Genomic DNA, 18,879 nt, shown 5'->3' on the forward strand with positions numbered 1-18,879 from the left:
CCGACAGAGTAATGAACGTAGAACGACTGTTGGGGTGCTGCCTGACCCTACCGTTTACTGCAGCATCTGCGCCATGATCGATTCGTTAGCAATAGCTGTAGTTTCAGGCGATCCGACCGTCTGCATAATTCCGCACATATTTATTCAAATTCGCATTGAAACCTTGTCCCCCCTTCCTCCGTAATAAGAAAAAGCCTAGACGTTGTCTAGTAAACCATTACCATTCGGGAGGAATTACTATGGGTTTGTTTGATATGTTCAAAGGCGACAAGAGCACTGAAGGCATGACACCGCACTTCGCATTTGCCACTTCTTTGCTGTACATGATGCAATCCGACGGCGAAATGGATCATGAAGAAGTCGGCCAGCTGCTGGCCGTTCTCGGCGGCGAAAACAAGAACGGCGTCATCGGCGTCGGCGCCAACAACCGCGAGCTGCTCGACCGCGCATTGAAATACATTCGTTCGAATTCGGTCGACAAGTTCATCAGCGAAGCCGCTCCGATTCTGACCGACGCTCAGAAGATGTGCATCCTGGTCAACCTCGTCGACTCCTCGCTGGCTGACGGCGAGCCGGAGCGCCAAGAGCAGGAGCTGTTCGCGAAGTTCATGAAAGGCTTCGGCATCGATGAAGCCCGCTTCACGCCGTTCTTCGAAGTCATCGTCCTGAAGAACGACCGCTCCGTATTCCTGAATCAGAATCACCCGAAAAATCAAGCAGGCTACCAGGTAAGCCTGACTGTGTAACGGAAAAACGCACATATGCAAAAATCCCGATTCGTTCGCGATCAAGCGCAATCGGGATTTTTGCTGTTTACCGGCCGAATTGATGCAGCATGACCGACTTCGCCTGTTCCAGCACCGGCAGCTCCGATGCCACGTACGCTTGCAGCTTCAAGCCGGTAATCAGCTGGTGCATATAGTCGAACACCCTCGGATTCGCGGCCCACAGCCCCTCCGGCAGTATGCCGGCTGATTGAATCAGCTCCAGCATCCGGGCCGTTACCTCGCGCGGAGCGCTCGACTTCTCGAACAGGGCTGTGTGCAAAATCATTTCCGATTCATGATCGACAACGAGCAGCATCAGGGGATAGAACGGCTTGTCCCCTTCTTGGATCGGCATCGGCAGGAAAAAACAGTCCATCTCCCATAAGGCGCCCTTGGCCGGCTTGAGCGATTTGCGCAGCTTGGCAAGCTGCAGCTGGTCAAGCGGGCCTGCTTCAGGATCTTCGGGGATCATGCCGGGTCCCGGCACGATCCGTTCCTCGCCCCAATTAATCGGCGATGTTCCGGTCCGGTGCGGCACACGGGTAACGAATGCTCCCTTCGGATCGAGCATATCGTCGGGATTCGACCGGTACGCCGAGGCTGTCTGCAGCGTCTGCTCGATCGCTACGGTCAGGAACGCCGCCAGCTCATCCGAAAACTCCGGCCACGGCACATACCCCGGTTCAAACAACCGAAAGCTCGGCCATGCTCCGGCTCCCCTATACGACAGCCCCAGCTCCTTGATTCGCTTAAGCTCTACAGGATACAGCTCACGACGATCTTCGAACGAGAGCAGAAGGCTGTGCTGAATATATCTCGGATCTTCATCCAGCGACCCTGACAGCATCCCTTGCAGCGTATATAACCCCGTATCGCCCAAGTAAACGGCAAGACCTGTCATATGCCCGCCGCGCCCCAGTACGCTGCAATAGCCCGTCAGACTGGAGGCAGGGTCCTTCACGGCGACAATATGAATGTCCTCCATCCACTCCCAGCATCGGGAACGTTTAAACTCCGAGGCCATTTCGTACAGTCTGCCCCATACTTCGATATTTAGCGGCGATTTGGCCGCTTTCGCTCTGTTGCCCATTCCGCAGATTCCTCGATTCCGGTCGGCATCGCAAGCTCAATTGCTTTGCACACGCCTGCATGACCATGGTAGAATTCAGTCCATATTGAATGCTTGTCGCAGTATTTCGTACCTTCCCATTGTACGACGAATCCGAAGCTTCTGCCAGATGCGGCATGGTCATACACTGATCTAACCGCGCTGCTTCACCAAAGAAAGGAGCTCAACCTGTCATGCTCAAAAACTCTCCCTACCTGCTGCTCCTCCTTGCCGCATGCTTCTGGGGAGGCAATTTCGTCGTCGGCAAGGCGCTTGTCGCCCATATGCCGCCGATCACGCTAGCGGCAATTCGCTGGAGTGTTGCCTTTCTATGTCTCCTTCCGCTATTCGGAAGGGAGGCTTGGCGGCATCGCAGCACATTCATGACGCACTATAAATCCATTATTTTTCTGGCATTGACCGGTGTAGCCGGCTTCAATACGCTGACCTATATCGCCGTTCAGTATACCGGCTCGATCAATGCTTCATTGATGAATTCCGCGACGCCAATTTTCGTGCTGCTGCTTTCCCGGTTCCTTCTTAGCGAGCGCATCGTCGTTTCCGCCATCCCCGGCATCGTCGTCTCCATGCTGGGCGTCGCCTGGATTATCGGCCGCGGCAGCATGGACGCGATCCTCGGCCTGCGCTTCAATCAGGGAGACTTGTGGATGGTAGCCGCAATCGCCTGCTGGGCGCTATATTCCGTCGGTATGAAGAAATCCGCCGGTCGCTTCCCGGCTACACCGCTGTTGCTCGTACAGACGGCGATCGCGTTGGTCGTGCTCATTCCGCTCGCAGCCGCTGAAACGGCCGTCACTAACGCTCCTATCGAGTGGTCCGCTTCGCTCGTGTTCGGACTGCTATACGTTGGCATCTTCGCCTCGATTGCCGCCTTCCTGGCATGGAATAGGGCGATCGCCTTGATCGGGCCGCAGCGCTGCGCCGGCTTCCTGAACTTCATTCCGCTCTTCAGCGCCATCTTTGCCGCTGCGTTTACCGGCGAACAGCCCCACGGGTATCATCTGCTGGGCGCCGTGCTGATCATCTCCGGGGTATACGCAGCCAATCGAATGCTGCGCCGGCAGGCCGCCGGCGGGACAAACGCCGGGTGAATTCCCTCATAATGCCGCATAACGTCGAATATGATGACACCAGATGATGTTTGTTTGGAACCTCCAAACGGAAGGTGGCATTACTTATGATGATTCACGTCGTACGGCCCGGAGACACGATTTATAGCGTCGCAAGAGCATATGGCGTCAGTCCTGCCGGTATTATCAACGCAACGCTGCCCCCCGATCCGGGTCATCTGGTCGTCGGACAAACGCTGCTCATCCCTACGCCTCCACCGGCTAACTTACCGGCAGCGCATATCAACGCCTACATCGAACCGAGAGGAACGGAAGCGGATGCGGCGATGGTGCGCGAAGTCGCCGCCGGCTTGACGTACGTCGCTGTGTTCAGCTATGAAGTGAAGGCCGACGGCAGTTTCAAAGCGCCCAAGGACGACATCGTCGTCCGTGAAGCGCGGCGTCTCGGTGTTGCTCCGCTTTTGACGATCACCAACTTCGAAGCCGGTAAATTTTCATCGGAGATTGCTCGCGCGGTCATCCGGGATCAGGCTGTGCAGCGGCGCGTCATCGATCAGCTGATGAATTTGATGCGAACGAAGCAGTATCGCGGCGTCAATGTCGATTTCGAGTACTTATTCCCTGAAGATCGTGAAAGCTACAATCAGTTCCTCCGTAACCTGGTGGCTCGGGCAAGACCGGAAGGCTTCCTCGTCTCGACCGCCCTCGCGCCGAAGACGAGCGCCGCTCAAAAAGGGCTTCTGTACGAGGCGCACGACTATGCCGCACATGGCCAAATCGTCGATTTTTCAATCCTGATGACCTACGAATACGGCTGGTCCGGAGGTCCGCCGATGGCCGTCGCTCCGCCGTTTCAAATCCGCAAAGTGCTGCAGTTTGCCGTATCCGTCATGCCGCGCAACAAAATCATGATGGGTCTGCCCCTATACGGCTACGATTGGACGCTCCCGTACGTGAAGGGCGGCAGATGGGCGAAGCGCGTCAGCCCGCAGCAAGCGTATACTCTGGCCTACCAGAGGCACGCTGCGGTACAGTACGATATTCGCCAGCAATCGCCGTTTTTCAATTATTGGGTTGACGGCACCCAGCATGTCGTCTGGTTCGAAGACGCACGCAGCATGCAGCAGAAATTTAACCTCATGAAGGAATTCGGACTGCGGGGCGGCTCCTACTGGGTGCTCGGCTCATCGTTCCCGCAAAATTGGTCTCTGCTGAGAAACACGTTCCGTATCGTGAAAATATAGCGAGGAGGCGTTTTAATTGTACAACTGGTACAATCATCCGCAGCATCCGCCATATTTGCACAATCCGCAGCTGCAATATCCGAGATATCCGGAAATTGCTCCGCACCTGTACTCTCCTTTCTGGCCGGCGACGGCGGCTCCCTATGGGACCGTTCCGCCCGAACAGCTTGGTCAGCCCCTACAGCCCGACCAGTCCGTCCATCGGCAGGTCAACGTAAGTGCCGGCGTCGGATTGGAGCACCTCCACCAGCTGCTTGAAGCACAAATGGCCGTCAGCCACGAAATTCTCGAGCTCGTCAGAAAGCAGGTTCGCGATCATCTGCAAGCGGAGGACGATGCGGAAGAGGTGTTTTTCCAGCATCCCGCAATCTTGGAAGATACGTCGGAGTAGCTGGAAGCTCCCGGTTCATCCCATGGGTGAAGTCGGGAGCTTTTGCATGTCGAGTGACCGAAAGCAGCCTATTTTGCCGGACATAGGCATACATCTATCCCGAGTCCGAAAGGCCGACATATTTTATAGCAGCCTATCTAACAAGGAGTGAAGATTCACCAATGGGATTCATGCCGCCGCCGCAAGGACCTGGCAATCCGTTCGGTCCTTTCTTTCCGCAGGGACAGTGGCCCGGTTCCGGGCCCTTCACACCGCCGCATCACGGACCGGGCTCGCCCGGACAGCAAGCGCCGACTTCTCCGCCGCCGTCTTTTGTGCCTCAAGCACCACAGCAATCGCTTTATGCCGTTGACCCCGGCGCCATCTCGGGCTGCCTGTTCCGCTTTACTTATGTTTGGCTGAATCATGGCGGCAACTTTTGGTTTTATCCGGTCTTCGTCGGCCGCAGATCCGTAGCCGGCTACCGCTGGACAGGATTTCACTGGATGTATTTCGGAATCGATTTGAACCAAATCCGTACGTTTACTTGCTACTAATACGGGTAAAAAAGCTCGGAACGTGCGGAAATGTCAGATCTCCCGGTTAAGCGACAATAAAGGATTCCGATCGATATTTCTCGGGAAATAATTTCATGCAAAAAACAACACCTCCAGGGCGAGAAGCCCCTGTAGGTGTTGTTGTCGTCAGTTTATTTCAGTTCAATCGTTCTCAGAATAACGGTTGTCGCTTCCGCATGAGTCGTGCTCGCTTGCGGCTTAACCGTGTTGTCTTCGTATCCGTTTAAGATACCCTTGTCTGCGGCAATCGCCACCGCATCGACAGCCCACGTTTCACTTCCACATTCAATTACCGCCCCAGCAGAACTTATATCCGAACCCGCGCACCGTCACCAAATAGGCCGGTTCCGCAGGGTTCTTTTCAATTTTGGTGCGCAGCGTGCGAATATGCACCATAACCGTGCGCTGATCGCTTGCCCGGTCCCAGCCCCAGACTTGTCCGTACAGCTGCTCGACGCTGAACACCCGGTTCGGATGCCCGGCCATGAACAGCAGCAGCTGACGCTCCTTCGCAAACAGCGTCACCGGCTTGTCGTCGATGCTCACCTCGTAACGGGCAGGATCGATGCGCAGCCGGCCATCGTGCCAGATGGGCCCTGCGGGCGGACTGTCCGCTTCAAGCTCTTGCCTGCCGCTGTCCTGGTATCGCCGCAGCTGCGCCTTCACCCTGGCCACGACGACGCTCGGCTCGAACGGCTTCGTTATATAATCGTCCGCGCCAAGCTCGAGGCCGTCTACGATGTCGCTTGACTCTTTCTTGCAGGAGATAAAAATGATCGGCACATTCGATTGCTTCCGAATTTCCCCGGCCAGCTCCGTTCCCGTCCGGTCAGGTAGCACAATATCGCTAAGCACGAGGTCGTACGTTCCGCACCGAAACAGCTCCCATCCGGCTTCGGCACTCTCCGCGGCATCGACCTGCAGGCCGCCGCCTGTCATGTAGATGGTCATAATCTCGCGAATGTCTGCATCGTCTTCTATGAACAATATGCGCCCTTGCCCCATGCCGCTCTTCCTCCCGCTTTATGGTGTCTACACCCGCTGTACCGGTATAGTAAAGCCGAACCGGCTGCCGAACCCGACCTCGCTGACCAAGTGTACCGAACCGCCATGATGCTCAACGATCGCCTTGCTGATCGCAAGTCCAAGCCCGCTGCCGCCCGCCGATCCGGTTCCCTTCACCCGATAAAATCGTTCAAACACGTACTCCTGCTCGGCTGCCGGAATGCCCGGTCCGTTATCGGCGACGCTTATCTCGATCATGCACGCCGGGCTGCCGGCCGGAGCATCAGGACCTGCAGGATCATCGCCAGCACCGCCGGCCACGGAGTCGCCTAATGCCTTCGAAGCATTCCCCGCCTCTCCCCCGTTCTCGGGAAATGCCAATTGAACTGTTATACAGCCGCCTTCCGGCGTATATTTCCGCGCGTTGGACAGCAGATTAACCATCACCTGCTCGATCCGGATCGGATCGATGTCCGCCTTCCAGCAGGCCGCCTTCACTTCATCCGCACAAACGAACGAAAGCGTATGCTCCGTTACGTCCAGAGCATAAATCCGAAACATCTCTCTAAAAAACGGAACGACTTCGACCTCTTGAAAATGAAGCGAAACCTGCCGCGTCTCCAAACGGGTCAGCTCCGTCAAATCGTCAAGCAGCCGTTCCATCAGCTGCGTACGCTCATAAATACGGGACACATAACGAAGATAATCGCCTGCAATCAGCCCGTCCAGCATCGCCTTTGAAAACCCTTTGATCGTCGTGATCGGCGTACCAAGCTCATGGGAAATATCCGACAGAAGCCGCTGCCGGAATTCGGCCATCCGGGACAGCTCCGCGTTCGCCTGCTCCAGCGTCACGTTCGCCGACTTCAAATCCTGCGTACGCTCCTGAACAGTCCTTTCCAGCGATTCATTGATTTCGGCAAGCCGCACCGACAGCTCCTCTGCTATTCGGGACGTGCGGGAGAAGCGGGACGCCAAGTTGACGGACTGCGTGAACAAAAACAGCAGTAGTCCGTATGGGATGAACGTTCCGTACGCGACAACCTGATTGTAGAACAAAATATCGACCGCCACCGATAATCCGAACGAGATGAAGCCGGCCATATTGACGGCTGAGCCGTGTTTCCTATGTACGAATGCCCGAACATACATAATGAGGCAATAAAACAGCATCGGTACGGCGACACCGAGCTGGTACACCAGCATATACTGCGTATATATACGGGCGGGAGCCGCAGCGACGAGCGCGATGAACAGCAGCTGCGGCAATCCGGCGAGCAGCATCGCACGCGTGCTGATTCGCTTGGCATATTCATGGTGAACGAACATGACGAGCATGAACGCCGCAATGTACACGGAAATGTATTCAATCTTGACCGCAGCTTCCCACGAAAAGCCGGGAAACCAATACAGCAGCATCGCTTCGCCGAGCACCATCGTCCGAAGCGCTATCATCAAGCATAATCCGCCAAAATACAGCGGAGACTTGTCCTTGCGCCGAAACGCGTACAAGCCGAGATGGTACAGTCCCATGATCAGCAGGGAAGCGATAATAAAAACTTCCGAGCTTACGCGCAGCACGCGTTCCCGCAAAATCGCTTCGCTGCTGCCGAGCCGCATCGTTTCCCAGATGCCGCCCTTGCGCTGAACAAAGTTCGATACTTGAATCAACAGCTCATTCGTACCCGGCTTCGGTTGAAACATAACGATCTTCGGAACGTTGCCGGGCTTCATCCCTTCGCGCGATGTACCGACTGTGCCGCTGCCGGCGATCCGCTCCCCGTTGATCCAGATTGCATTCGCGGTTGCGATTCCGCGCACATAAAGCGCAAGCGGCCTCGCCGAAGCCTCGGGCGTGAGAGCGAGCTCCAGACGATAGGTGGCGAAGCCCTGATTCGGAAGAGGCTCTAACGATCCTCCAAGCCGGTAGCTGCCCCACTGAGCCGGTACGCCGACGATGGCCGAAGGTAGCGGGCGGCCCGTACGGATCTGCTCCGGTGTCAGCAGTTGCTGCCAATACAGCTCCCAGCCGCCTTTCAATTCCAAAGTACCTTCGCCGTTCCACTTATCGATGCCGGCGATCCCCGGCGCGTTCCCGTTACCAGCCGGCTCTGCAGCGGCCGGCTGAAGAGGCCAGACAAAGCCAACGAGCACTAATGCTATTAGCAAAGGAATGTATAAACGTTTGCCCATCCGTCAGACCTCGCCGATTCGATACGTTCTGTGCCTTCCATTGGGACTAGCATAGCATCATTCCTCTATCCCGACAACGAATAATCGCCACTGTTTTTCCATATAACGGCGCCCAATTCACTTTGCATAAGGACATCCGCCCGGCCCTTCAGGAAGGCTCCAGCATAAGATACAGTGTAGTAACGATCACCAATCCAACTCAAAAGGAGGAAACAAACATGTCATTCGCAGGCGGGTTCACTTCCATTGGGGCGATCTTGGTGCTGTTCATCCTGCTGGTCATCATCAGCCGCGCATTCGTACTGTAACGAATGCCTGAAATAAGGCCCGCGAGCTCATGCTTGCGGGCCTTTCATACGTGTCTGTTCAAATTCATAATTTCTCAATTTTACAAACATATGTTCCTGCATTATAATTCAATATATTGGCAGACTAGCTTAGTGAGCGCATCCACCCCATTTGAAGGAGCTGTATATACATGACATTGAAGCTTATTCCGTACTTGGTCATGAACGGCAATGCAAAGCAAGCTATCGACTTTTACGTAAGCACGCTGGACGCCCGGCTGCTGGCAAGCCAATCGTTCGGCGATCAGCCGGCCAATCCGGAGTACCCGATTCCGGAAGAAATGAAAGATCGAATTATGCACGCCACGCTCCAAATCGGCGAGTCCGTTCTGATGCTCTCCGATACGTTCGCCGGTCAGCCTCACCAGATCGGCACTCAAGTTACGATCTGTATTTCGCTCAGCGATGCTGACCGCGCGAAGAAGATCTTTGAAGCCCTGCAAGCAGGCGGCCAAGTCACCATGCCGCTGCAAGAGACGTTCTTCAGCCCGGCATATGGTTTGCTCGTGGATAAGTTCGGCGTAACCTTTCAGATCTATACCGAAGCAAAGCATTAATCTACATAACGAAGGCTCTGTCCGCATCCCTTGCGACAGAGCCTTCATTTTGGGAGAAGATTTACGTATCCGTACTAGCGAATGCTTTCCCGTTTACGTAGTAGCTGTCCTCCCGGTATACCTTGAAGGCAACCTCCAATTCGGCAACTCCCGCCTCCCGCAAGTGCCGGGTAACGGCCTCAGCGAACCGGTCCCGGACCTCCCGCCCCCGGTCGAACCACGCCGCCTCGATGAATGGATATGTTGCTGCGGCGGCCCCGTCAAACACGGAAGACGTCGACATACAATCCAGCGTAAAATTGTCCGTCCCGCACCCGCACACCTCGGCAAGCTCTTGGACGAGAGCCGTGCTGACGCGTCTCATCGTTTCGACATCGATCCCTCTTACCGTCAATTGCGGCATCCCTGCTCACTTCCTTCTTGAGATTTTCATTTATTGTGAGCGATTGCGGATTGGCCGTCAAGGCATAAAGTCCGTCGGACTGCTGTCCGCTGTTCGATTGGATGGACCCGGTTCCGCGCAGCTTTACTTTGGCGATCACCTCAAATTTCGCCTTCGGATACAGCTGCTTCCAGCGCTCCCATGCCTGCGGATCGCCCATGGAACGGGCCCGGAAGCGCAAGCCGACCCAACCGGATCAATACCTTGCTGTTGGATTTTCTCCATCAGCTTCGTCATATCTTTACGCAGAATCTCTTCCGCAAATTGCTTGTACTCCCCCATTCGGCTGTTTTCAACCGCCGTAATGGCTTCCTCAATGACCCCGGTGACATGCAGCTGAACGACAATTCGAACCTGCTCGGCGCGCGGCTCCAGATTGGGAAGCATGGCATCGAAGCCTTTGTCTACCATCCGCCTCCGGAAGTTGAACAAATACTCCGACACGACATAGGAGGTCTCGGTGCCGGTGCGCCCGAAGAACATGAACACCGCATTGGCCGGCAAGCGCTCCGTTCTCGGCTCTAGATCCAGGATCGCTTTGGCGGTCGGCCTGCCGACACCTACCCAAGCGATCTTCTGAATATCGCGCCGCCGAACAAACCAGTCTGATCGACCAGCTTATCGCCGAAGAGAATCGCCTTCGCATGGCCGAAATCCAGCTCTTTGTCGACCTATGCCGCACCGCTTCCGTAATCGACCGCGCCTCTTCCGTAACAATAAGAGATTTATTGCTCGTACCGAACTGCTCCAGCGGCGCTGGAATCGCGATTTTCAAGCTTACCTTATATCGCATGGCAGGGTTGTCGGGGACATCGACGCCGACCAGTACGACGAAGTTCCTTTATCCACGTCTTTGAAGGCACAGCCAGACAAGGCGAGCACCAGGAGCACCATCAGTACCTTCACACAACTGACGGTTCGAGAGACCCCTCCCATGCCTTCCGCCTCCTCAGTATCAGCCACATTATGCACGTAAGGAAGATTTCGATCACGAATCTGATCTGAAGCCAATACCCGGGAATAGGTCAGCAGCCTGAAATCGTTCAGCCCAAACCTTGCTGCTATAGTAACGAGACCAATGACAACAAGCCCCCCGACCGTGTAAGGTTCGATTGGTTAAACCGCTCCGGCAGTGCTTGTTGGATCATGTAGACCGCCCCGTGCCAATGTAAGATGACAGAGCTGAAAGCGATGATCGAATACAACAGCAGAAATACATACATCACCCGTTCCACGAAGCCAAGCTCCACACGCATGCTGTCCGACGTTATTACCCATGGGTTAATGAAATGGGCGACTCCATCCGCCCCCTGGAACCCGATCGGCCCAAGAGGAAGCTTGTTATCCGTACAGGAACGTAAAAAGGCAGCCTTCCCTAACGCCGGAGGACTGCCCTGTTATTCAAACATTTTATCGGCAAGGCTGCAGCGTTCCCGTCTCCGTCCAGTAGCTGACGAGGCCGGTGGCGGCGCCAAGCAGGGCGCCGGCGGCAACTTCCTCCGGTTCATGACCGAGCTTTTCCTTGAGCGCTTCTTTGCGCCGTTCGTGATACAGACCGGGATGCCTTCCGTTCAGCCGCTCCAGCTCGGCATCCATCTCGTTCAATTCCACCGCCATCTCGCCGGCGCTGCGGCGAATGCCCATGGCATCATACATAACGATCAGACCGAACAAAGCGCTGATGGCAAAATCAATCGAACAGACGCCCTTCTTCATAGCGACGTAAGTCGCCAGTGCCGCTGCGCCCGCCGAATGGGAGCTCGGCATGCCCCCGGTGCCGGATAATTCAGACCAATTCAAAGATCGCTTCTCTGCGAACCGCATCGGGAGCTTGGCCAGCTGCGCCAAGCCGATGCCGGTCAGACCGGTAATCAGAGCTCTGCTCATGATGCTCAACCTCCCTGTTGTCGTCTCTACCGTGTTAGGATACAACAATTCCGGTCGACTTATGAACAACAGGAATTTCATATTATGGTGCGAAAGGCAAGAAAGCGTTATTCACCCTTCAGGTACCGAATTTCGTCCTGCAGCTGACGGGAGCGCTTGGCGTTGCCCTCGGCAAAATTTTGCAGCCGCTCCTTCAGCTCTTCGTTCTCGTGTATGCGCTCGGCGGCAATGACATACGTTCGAAGCAGCTCCGTTTCATTCGCGAGCGATTGCTCCAGCACGTTCAACAGCTCAAGCCGGTCGATTCCATTCGTCTTGTCGATGCCGCTGTTCATCAGGTTTCACCTCTATAGCGAAGGATAACCAGATCGCAGCTTCATTATCCGCCCCATTACGCCTTTACGCACCGACGCCAGCGCCGCTATACCAGCTGGACGTGGTATATTAATTGTGATGCCGAATCGCCCGACTCAAATCGCTTCCCCTCGAGGTATGAATCGTTATGCAATGGGATACACACGAATTGATTCAGATTGATGTAGAACAGCAGCGCAGCTCCCTGCTCGGCAAGCTTTACACTATGCAGCATCTCCACCCGCGGCGGAGCAACCGGGTCATGGCCGGCCAGATCAACGATATGAATCTCGATAAACCGTCCCGTCCATGAGTCAAACCGCTCTTCCCAATTCACGGCTTCACCCCCGCTTCGTCTTGAGCCGGCAGCTGCCGGCGGAGATCTTCTGAGTGACGAGAATCGTATAGCCGTTCAAATCGTCCCAGCAGCCGGACAGCATCTCCGATTCCAAATGCACAAGCAGCTCTTCCTCCGAGCCGGCATTCGTCAGTCCGTTCACATTGACGACCGCAATGTCCACCCCTTCCGCCAATTTGCGTTCGGCGGACCAAGTTGTTTTGCCCCGTCCCTTGCCGAACAACCGCTCCATCTCTATCTGGATCTCGTCATGAAACTCCGGCCGGCACTGCTGCGGTTGGATAAAGCACAGACGAAGGTCAAATTCGGCGCTTAGCGGACGATCCTGCGTGACGATCATGCGGCATCACGTTCCTTTCGATACAGCAAGTACGCTAGCGGCACGGTCAAGACGTTAAGGCCGCAATAGACGAGCACTGCCGCGTACCGCTCATAGAAAAACGCGTTCACGGTCTGCTGTGTAAATACGATATTGAGCCCAAGCACCATCGCCAGCAAAATCACTCCGCGCCAGCTACGCTTCATACCGCTTCACCCCAGTCGCATAGATCGCTCCGTTCTGATGGCTGACCGTAATTTCCGGCAGCGGACGCTGCGGCGGTCCCGCCGTCGGCTTGCCTGTCTGGACATCAAAGAAACCGTGATGGCAAGGGCAGACGAGCTCGCCCTCCTCCTTGCTCCAGAAAACCGGACATTTCAGATGCGTGCAAGCATTCTGATACGCCTTGAACTCCTGCTCGCCGACGCGGACAAGCAGCGCGGAATCGTGCTCGCCGGGATAGGCGAACTCCACCGCCTCCCCAACCCCGATCCGGTTCAGGTCGACGATTTTCTTCGCTTCATACGCTTTCTTGCCGCCGCTAGCCAGCTCTTTGGCCGCAATCGCTCCCCAAGGCAGCGTTGATACGGCGAACACCCCGGCCGAGCCGACCATCAGCTTCATGAAGCTGCGGCGGTCCAGCTTCCGTTCCCCAGACTTCTTAATATTGTGCGTATAGTTATCATTCCGATCATGCTCATGCGTGCTCATTCCGAACTCCCCCTTCCCTAATATGAACTATGAAAATAATTTCTGTTTGCCTTGTAGAATACCCGGCAGCGAAATTTTTACGTTCGTTTCGCTCTCCAGCGGCTCGAACGGCTCCGGATTACGGCTGGCCGTCCACTTGCCGATGCGGTGCTGCTCCTGCTTCGCGGCCAGCTCCTCCTCGGTCAGCCACTGCAGCGTATTCGTCGGGCACACGGATGCGCACATCGGCGGAATGCCGTTTTTGCTGCGGTCATAGCACAGGTCGCACTTGTACATCAAATTTTGCTCCGTATCGAACTTCGGGATGCCGTAAGGACAGGCGATCGTGCAGTTCTGGCAGCCGATACATTTTTCCACCAGCGCGGACAGCACGGCCCCTTCCTCCGTAATTTGAATCGCCTGGGCCGGACAGCTGCGCGCGCAGGCGGGATTCACGCAGTGCAGACACATCAGCGGAATCGTCTGCCGGTCAACCAGCGGGTTGACGTCATAGACGTAATTACGGTTGCGTTCGTCGTGGCCGCCGCACTGGGTGCAGGCAGCAAGGCAGCTGCGGCAGCCGATGCAGTTGTCCATCTCGATATACAAATGATGCTTCATCGCTGAGCCACACCTTCCTGTATTTTCTCGATTTGCGCAGCGCAGGCTTTGAACTCCGGCATCCGGGACATCGGGTCCAGCGCGGCAATCGTAAGCAAATTGACGGAGCCCTCATGGCCGAAATGGTAAGGCACGAACACCGTGTCTTTGCGGATCGCTTCCGTAATCTTCACCTTATAATTGGCCTCGCCGCGGCGCGTGTACAGCCGCACGACTTCTTCGTGGGCGATCCCGTACTGCGCAGCCGTTTCCGGATGAACCTCGACATACGGCTCCGGACACATATCGCGCAGGAACGGAATGCGACGCGTCTGGTTGCCGGACAAGTAATGGTACACGACGCGCCCCGTCGTCAGCCGCAGCGGGTAGCTCTCGCACGGCTCCTCCGCCGGCGGCCGGTACGGGAGGGCGCACAGCTTCGCCTTACCGTCGGCATGGTAAAACTTCTTATCGAGGAACATATGCGGCGTTCCCGGGTGCTCCTCGGAAGGGCAAGGCCAGAATACGCCCTGCTGCTGTTCGATCTTCTCCCACGTCGCGCCGTAGTAGTCGGCGTAGCCGCCCTTGGTTGCTTCGCGGAACTCGTCGGATATCGCCTTTGCGCTAGTCAGGTGGCGGAAGTACTGGCCGCGTCCGAGCCGCTCCGCCAGCTCCACCTCAATCTGCCAGTCCGGCTTCGATTCGCCGAGGGGCTCCTGCGCTTTGTTGATTTTGATAATACGGCCTTCCAGGTTCGTAACCGTACCTTCGTCCTCAGACCACGTCGTCGTCGGCAGCACGACATCGGCGAACTCCGCCGACTCGGATAAGTAAATGTCGGTGCAGACCATGAAATCGAGACCTCTCAGACATGCTCGTACGTAATTCAGGTTCGGCGCCGAAACGGCCGGGTTCGAGCAGAGCAGGTACAAGCCGCAAATCGTCTTCTTCTCCATCAGCTCGAACATCTCATAAGCGGATACCCCGGCCTGCGGCATCTCCTCCGGCTGGATCCCCCATACTTTGCACACTTCCTCGACGTGCTTCGGATTGGCGATCTTCCGGTAGCCCGGCAGCGCATCAGCCTTCTGTCCGTGTTCGCGCCCGCCCTGGCCGTTGCCTTGGCCGGTGAAGGTGGCGACGCCCGCCTTCGGACGCCCGATTTTGCCGGTGACGAGCGCCATGTTCGTGTACGCCGAGACGTTGTCGGCTCCTTTATGCTGCTGCTCGATGCCGCGGGCGAACATAACGACGGCGTTCGGCGCTTTGCCGTAAATGTCGGCGGCGCGGATCAGCTTCTCCGGCGCTACGCCTGTAATCTCGCTCGTGTACTCCGGCGTGAACCCGCTCACCAGCTCGGCCAGCTCCTCGAAGCCGTTCGTGTGCCGGGCGACAAATTCACGGTCGGCGTGGCCATTCCGGATAATCAGGTTGACCATGCAGTTCGCCAGCGCCAAATCCGTGCCCGGCCGCAGGTCCAGATGAATGTCGGCGCGGCGGGCAAGCGGCGTCTCGCGCGGGTCGGCAACGATCAGATAGCCTCCGCGGTTCTGCACTTCCCAGACACGGAACATCGACGTTGGGTGACATTCGGCGGTGTTGCTGCCGGCAATGAATAAGCAGTCGGTTTCGTGCAGATCGGTCCAAGGCAGTGTCGAGCCGCGGTCGACGCCGAACGTGCGCATGAAGCCGGCCGCCGCCGAGGACATACAGAACCGTCCGTTATAATCGATATAGCGGGTTTGCAGCGCGACGCGGGCGAATTTGCCGGTCAAGTAGCATTTTTCGTTCGTCATGGAGACGCCGCTGAACACGGACAGCGAATCTTTGCCATGCTCGTTTTGAAGCTCCTGAAAGCGCCGCACGATCAGGCTGTACGCTTCCTCCCAGCTCGCCTCGCGGAAGCCGTCCTTCGTCCCTTTGGTGGAGGCATCGTCGCGGATAAGCGGACGGAGCAGGCGGTCAGGGTGGTTCGTCTGCTGATAGGCGGTGACGCCTTTCGGGCACATTTTGCCGAGTGTCACGGGCCAGTCGTAGCGCGGTTCCACGCCGATAATGGTATTTGTGCTCGTATTGACGCGAAGGTTCATCCCGCACTGCATCCCGCAGTAGGAGCAATGGGTCGCTACGAGGCGTTCGTTCGGATGCGTCTTGTTGGCAATCTCTTTGAAAAATTTATCCGCGGGCATTTTGGTTGGCCTCCTTCGCCGGAACTAGATGTGTCGGTTTGCCGCTGAACCGGAACATCCGGTATTTGCGGCGGCATGGCAGGCACAGCTCGGCTAAATTGAAGCCTTCCTGCATATCGAATTGAATGTGATTTTGTTTGAGCACTTGAATAACGTCCTGCGACTGCTCGACGGAGACGAATTCCGTACCGCACACCCGGCAAGTTTTCATCGCCTGCTCTCCGTAATGCTCCCGGTAATTGCGGGCAAGAATGCTCATCGGGCGGAACGGAATGTGCGCCAGCTTGCCGAACGGCAGGTAGATCAGCGTTACGATAACCGACCATTGATGGATGAGCGACAGAACCGGATGGCCCCAGCCGTGAAGCGCCAGGTTCGAAAACGTGAGCAGCAGCCCCGTTACGCTGACGAACAGCAGCATATAGAGCGGCATGAAATCGTAAACGAAGGTTTGCTCGGCTTTGGCCTGCATATTTCGCATCCGCCGGTACAGCGCCATGCACACACCGGCGATCACCATGCAAGCCGTAATGTTCAGAGCGTTGAAGAACAAGTAAGCGAGAAAGCCGTCCGCCGGGATGTGGAGCAAATCGATGCCGAAGCCGACGACCGTATAATAGCCGTTCTGTTCCATCGTGAAGTACATCCAACCGAATACGAGCGGAAACGTGACGAAGGCGGACAAGATGCAGCCCCAGCCGAGCAAAATATGCTGCAGCCAGCGGTACCAGCCGCGCTTCCAAATGAACTTGTAGGTGACCATATGCTCGGCCGTCGTTTGCGGAGTGCTCTTGCGGAAGAGCAGGCGCAGCCCCTTCTTCAGAATGATTTTCGCAGGCGGCCGTTCCCCCAAGCGATAAACCGGTAAAAGAACCCGCAGACAAACACGACTGTGCCGACCATATAGCCGTATAAGGCCAAGTCGATATGCGTAAAGAAACGGGAACCGATATACATAAGCACGATAAGCGCGCAGACGGTGACGAACACGGATTTGGCAAATTTCGAAGCAAATGCGCGATCCATAAGAGATCTCCCCTTGCGGTGTGATGGTATAGCTGTATTAAACCATGAACGGGCTGCAGAGCATTGTGAGGAATGTCACGCCGAATTCCCTGCGGCACAAAGACGCCGCCCCTTATGCAGGAGCGGCGTCTGTGGGCGCGTTACACCAAGCGGGATTTCGTCGTTGGCGTCGGAGCCGGGGCCGGCTTCGGAGTCCGTTCCAACGTGAACGAAGTGAATTCCGCTCCTTTACGTTCGTAGTAATACCAGTTCAGAACAATACAGACCACATAGAAGCCGATAAAATAGTACAGTGCGTTGACCGGTGTGCCGTACGCCGTGGTCGACCAGCCGAACAGCTTCGGAATGAAGAACGATCCGTATGCCGCGAACGCCGCCGTCATGCCGAGTACGGAAGCAGCCGCCTTCTGCGGGAAGATGAACGGAATCATCTGGAACGTCGAGCCGGAGCCGAGGCCTGCGGCGATGAATAGGATCAGGAACGACGGCAGAAAGCCGGCGAACGACTTGATGTTGATGAAGTAAATGGCTGCCGCCGCGCCTAGGGTCATCACGACGAGTACGATGGAGGTTATTCTCGCTCCTCCGAATTTGTCGCTGATCCAGCCGCCGATCGGACGGGCAGCAGCGGCAAGGAACGCTCCCCAGAATGCGAGCGATACGTGCTCGGGGAATTGCGACTTCAGCAGCAGCGGGAACGCCGCCGAGTAGCCGATGAACGAGCCGAATGTACCGACATACAGAACGGTCATAATCCAGTTGTGCTTCAGCTTGAACACCGAGAATTGCTGGCTGACCGACTGCTTCGCCTCCGGCAGGTTATCCATGCCGAAGAAGGCGGCGATGGCAAGCAGGATAATCGGCACGATCCACACAAATGCAGCGTTCTGCAGCCAAATTTCCGTGCCGTTCTTCAGTGGATGCCCTTCGCCGAACAATGGGACGAACGCCGCGGAGGTGAGGATGATCGGCGTCACGAACTGAACAACCGATACGCCCATGTTGCCGAGGCCGCCGTTAATGCCGAGCGCCGTGCCCTTCTCTTTCTTCGGGAAGAAGAAAGAAATGTTGGCCGACGAGGAGCAGAAGTTACCGCCGCCGAGTCCGCACAGCGCGGCCAGCAGCAGCATGACCGAGAACGGCGTATCCGGGTTTTGCACGGCCATGCCGATGCCTACAGCCGGAATGAGAAGGACGAGCGTTGAGATAACCGTCCAGTTGCGGCCTCCCACAATGCCCACCGCGAATGTGTACGCGAACCGCAGCGTGGCGCCGACAAGCCCGGGAATGGCCGCCAGCGTAAAGAGCTGGTCTTGCGTAAAGGCAAAACCGACGTCGTTCAGTCTGACGGCGACAACTGACCAAATTTGCCAAACAATGAAGGCGATCATCAGATTGGGTGTTGACATGAGCAAATTTCGTCTTGCATGACGCTTGCCCTCCGTTGCCCAGAATTGTTCATCCTCGGGCTTCCATGCCGATATTCTTGCCATAGTGAACTTCCCCTTTCAGTTGCATCTTTGATGATGCTATCGTACCGGAACGGGGTGTAAGTCTCAGTGAACAATGTCACACATCAAGAAAACGTTAAAGGCCCTTTCCTGTACGATTATGCGTTTGCAGTATTGCAGCCCTTCTTGGGCTGTCTTTAAACGCCGAGCCGGTAACATGGGGCAAAGACGGCCCTTAACGGGCTGTCTCTACTTTCTAAAGCAGCAAAAAGGACCGTCCCCCACCCTGTCTGTTAACAAGGT

General features: G+C 56.2%; 22 protein-coding genes and 2 pseudogenes. 8 read left to right on the forward strand and 16 right to left on the reverse strand.

Going from position 1 to position 18,879, the window contains the following annotated elements; translation table 11 throughout:
• Positions 1–239: 239 nt before the first annotated feature.
• Entirely contained in the window at positions 240–746 is a 507-nt protein-coding gene (locus tag ACFFK0_RS06830; RefSeq protein ID WP_377469275.1) for a tellurite resistance TerB family protein, read from the forward strand.
• A 67-nt stretch (positions 747–813) separates the two neighbouring features.
• Here the strand turns inward: ACFFK0_RS06830 and ACFFK0_RS06835 are convergent, their stop codons facing one another.
• A complete protein-coding gene (locus ACFFK0_RS06835) occupies positions 814–1,857 on the reverse strand; it encodes a DUF7309 domain-containing protein (RefSeq protein WP_377469276.1) in 1,044 nt (347 codons plus the stop codon).
• Positions 1,858–2,069: 212 nt separating this feature from the next.
• On the opposite strand from ACFFK0_RS06835, the gene ACFFK0_RS06840 reads away from it, so the two are divergent.
• The 4 genes from ACFFK0_RS06840 (at position 2,070) to ACFFK0_RS06855 (ending at position 5,137) form a co-directional block, all read left to right on the forward strand.
• Positions 2,070–2,987, forward strand: a complete 918-nt coding sequence (locus ACFFK0_RS06840; RefSeq protein WP_377469277.1) for a DMT family transporter — start codon at positions 2,070–2,072, stop codon at positions 2,985–2,987.
• A gap of 86 nt (positions 2,988–3,073) precedes the next feature.
• The gene (locus ACFFK0_RS06845; RefSeq protein WP_377469279.1) at positions 3,074–4,210 is read left to right on the forward strand and encodes a glycosyl hydrolase family 18 protein; all 1,137 of its coding nucleotides are present in this window, start codon (positions 3,074–3,076) and stop codon (positions 4,208–4,210) included.
• A gap of 16 nt (positions 4,211–4,226) precedes the next feature.
• Positions 4,227–4,601, forward strand: coding sequence for a hypothetical protein (locus ACFFK0_RS06850; protein WP_377469280.1), 375 nt, complete (start codon positions 4,227–4,229; stop codon positions 4,599–4,601).
• Between the two features lie 161 nt (positions 4,602–4,762).
• Complete coding sequence (locus tag ACFFK0_RS06855; protein WP_377469282.1) at positions 4,763–5,137, forward strand: collagen-like protein; 375 nt, start codon at positions 4,763–4,765, stop codon at positions 5,135–5,137.
• A 152-nt stretch (positions 5,138–5,289) separates the two neighbouring features.
• Here ACFFK0_RS06855 and ACFFK0_RS06860 read toward each other — a convergent pair whose 3' ends face one another.
• Genes ACFFK0_RS06860 through ACFFK0_RS06870 form a run of 3 tightly spaced genes read right to left on the reverse strand, consistent with a single transcriptional unit; the run spans position 5,290 to position 8,356 of the window.
• A complete protein-coding gene (locus tag ACFFK0_RS06860; RefSeq protein ID WP_377469479.1) occupies positions 5,290–5,469 on the reverse strand; it encodes an S-layer homology domain-containing protein in 180 nt (59 codons plus the stop codon).
• Positions 5,444–6,163: a response regulator transcription factor gene (locus tag ACFFK0_RS06865; protein ID WP_377469284.1), complete on the reverse strand. Its 720-nt coding sequence runs from the start codon at positions 6,161–6,163 to the stop codon at positions 5,444–5,446. Before ACFFK0_RS06865 ends, ACFFK0_RS06860 begins: the two co-directional genes overlap by 26 nt.
• A gap of 27 nt (positions 6,164–6,190) precedes the next feature.
• A complete protein-coding gene (locus ACFFK0_RS06870) occupies positions 6,191–8,356 on the reverse strand; it encodes a sensor histidine kinase (protein ID WP_377469285.1) in 2,166 nt (721 codons plus the stop codon).
• A gap of 218 nt (positions 8,357–8,574) precedes the next feature.
• Here ACFFK0_RS06870 and ACFFK0_RS06875 point away from each other — a divergent pair, with 218 nt between their 5' ends.
• Together ACFFK0_RS06875 and ACFFK0_RS06880 are read left to right on the forward strand one after the other, a co-directional pair.
• Positions 8,575–8,664 carry a YjcZ family sporulation protein gene (locus tag ACFFK0_RS06875; protein WP_377469286.1) on the forward strand — a complete coding sequence of 30 codons (90 nt, stop codon included), beginning with the start codon at positions 8,575–8,577 and terminating at the stop codon, positions 8,662–8,664.
• A gap of 170 nt (positions 8,665–8,834) precedes the next feature.
• A complete protein-coding gene (locus ACFFK0_RS06880; RefSeq protein ID WP_377469288.1) occupies positions 8,835–9,260 on the forward strand; it encodes a VOC family protein in 426 nt (141 codons plus the stop codon).
• A gap of 61 nt (positions 9,261–9,321) precedes the next feature.
• Here the strand turns inward: ACFFK0_RS06880 and ACFFK0_RS06885 are convergent, their stop codons facing one another.
• Together ACFFK0_RS06885 and ACFFK0_RS06890 are read right to left on the reverse strand one after the other, a co-directional pair.
• Positions 9,322–9,663, reverse strand: a complete 342-nt coding sequence (locus tag ACFFK0_RS06885; RefSeq protein ID WP_377469289.1) for a DUF1904 family protein — start codon at positions 9,661–9,663, stop codon at positions 9,322–9,324.
• A gap of 135 nt (positions 9,664–9,798) precedes the next feature.
• Positions 9,799–10,296: pseudogene (locus ACFFK0_RS06890) on the reverse strand (Ger(x)C family spore germination protein); the annotation flags it as partial.
• Positions 10,297–10,346: 50 nt separating this feature from the next.
• Between ACFFK0_RS06890 and ACFFK0_RS06895 the strand changes: the two are divergent.
• Positions 10,347–10,559: a hypothetical protein gene (locus ACFFK0_RS06895; RefSeq protein ID WP_377469293.1), complete on the forward strand. Its 213-nt coding sequence runs from the start codon at positions 10,347–10,349 to the stop codon at positions 10,557–10,559.
• A 553-nt stretch (positions 10,560–11,112) separates the two neighbouring features.
• Here the strand turns inward: ACFFK0_RS06895 and ACFFK0_RS06900 are convergent.
• From ACFFK0_RS06900 to ACFFK0_RS06945, 10 genes and pseudogenes are all read right to left on the reverse strand, one after another.
• On the reverse strand, positions 11,113–11,589 hold the full coding sequence (locus tag ACFFK0_RS06900) for a divergent PAP2 family protein (RefSeq protein WP_377469295.1): 477 nt from the start codon (positions 11,587–11,589) through the stop codon (positions 11,113–11,115).
• A gap of 107 nt (positions 11,590–11,696) precedes the next feature.
• Positions 11,697–11,924: a hypothetical protein gene (locus ACFFK0_RS06905; RefSeq protein WP_377469296.1), complete on the reverse strand. Its 228-nt coding sequence runs from the start codon at positions 11,922–11,924 to the stop codon at positions 11,697–11,699.
• An 86-nt stretch (positions 11,925–12,010) separates the two neighbouring features.
• On the reverse strand, positions 12,011–12,280 hold the full coding sequence (locus ACFFK0_RS06910; protein WP_377469299.1) for a hypothetical protein: 270 nt from the start codon (positions 12,278–12,280) through the stop codon (positions 12,011–12,013).
• Between the two features lie 4 nt (positions 12,281–12,284).
• A complete protein-coding gene (locus tag ACFFK0_RS06915) occupies positions 12,285–12,641 on the reverse strand; it encodes a hypothetical protein (protein ID WP_377469300.1) in 357 nt (118 codons plus the stop codon).
• A complete protein-coding gene (locus tag ACFFK0_RS06920) occupies positions 12,638–12,826 on the reverse strand; it encodes a hypothetical protein (protein ID WP_377469302.1) in 189 nt (62 codons plus the stop codon). Before ACFFK0_RS06920 ends, ACFFK0_RS06915 begins: the two co-directional genes overlap by 4 nt.
• The gene (locus ACFFK0_RS06925) at positions 12,816–13,331 is read right to left on the reverse strand and encodes a Rieske (2Fe-2S) protein (RefSeq protein ID WP_377469304.1); all 516 of its coding nucleotides are present in this window, start codon (positions 13,329–13,331) and stop codon (positions 12,816–12,818) included. Before ACFFK0_RS06925 ends, ACFFK0_RS06920 begins: the two co-directional genes overlap by 11 nt.
• A 27-nt stretch (positions 13,332–13,358) precedes the next feature.
• Entirely contained in the window at positions 13,359–13,931 is a 573-nt protein-coding gene (locus ACFFK0_RS06930; protein ID WP_377469305.1) for a 4Fe-4S dicluster domain-containing protein, read from the reverse strand.
• The gene (locus tag ACFFK0_RS06935) at positions 13,928–16,099 is read right to left on the reverse strand and encodes a molybdopterin oxidoreductase family protein (protein WP_377469306.1); all 2,172 of its coding nucleotides are present in this window, start codon (positions 16,097–16,099) and stop codon (positions 13,928–13,930) included. Before ACFFK0_RS06935 ends, ACFFK0_RS06930 begins: the two co-directional genes overlap by 4 nt.
• Positions 16,086–17,125 (reverse strand): annotated as a pseudogene (locus ACFFK0_RS06940) (hypothetical protein). Before ACFFK0_RS06940 ends, ACFFK0_RS06935 begins: the two are co-directional and overlap by 14 nt.
• A 140-nt stretch (positions 17,126–17,265) precedes the next feature.
• Positions 17,266–18,618 carry an MFS transporter gene (locus tag ACFFK0_RS06945; RefSeq protein ID WP_377469307.1) on the reverse strand — a complete coding sequence of 451 codons (1,353 nt, stop codon included), beginning with the start codon at positions 18,616–18,618 and terminating at the stop codon, positions 17,266–17,268.
• Positions 18,619–18,879 lie beyond the last annotated feature (261 nt).

Source organism: Paenibacillus chartarius, assembly GCF_042432825.1.
In the GTDB taxonomy this organism is placed as follows: Bacteria; Bacillota; Bacilli; order Paenibacillales; family NBRC-103111; genus Gordoniibacillus; species Gordoniibacillus chartarius.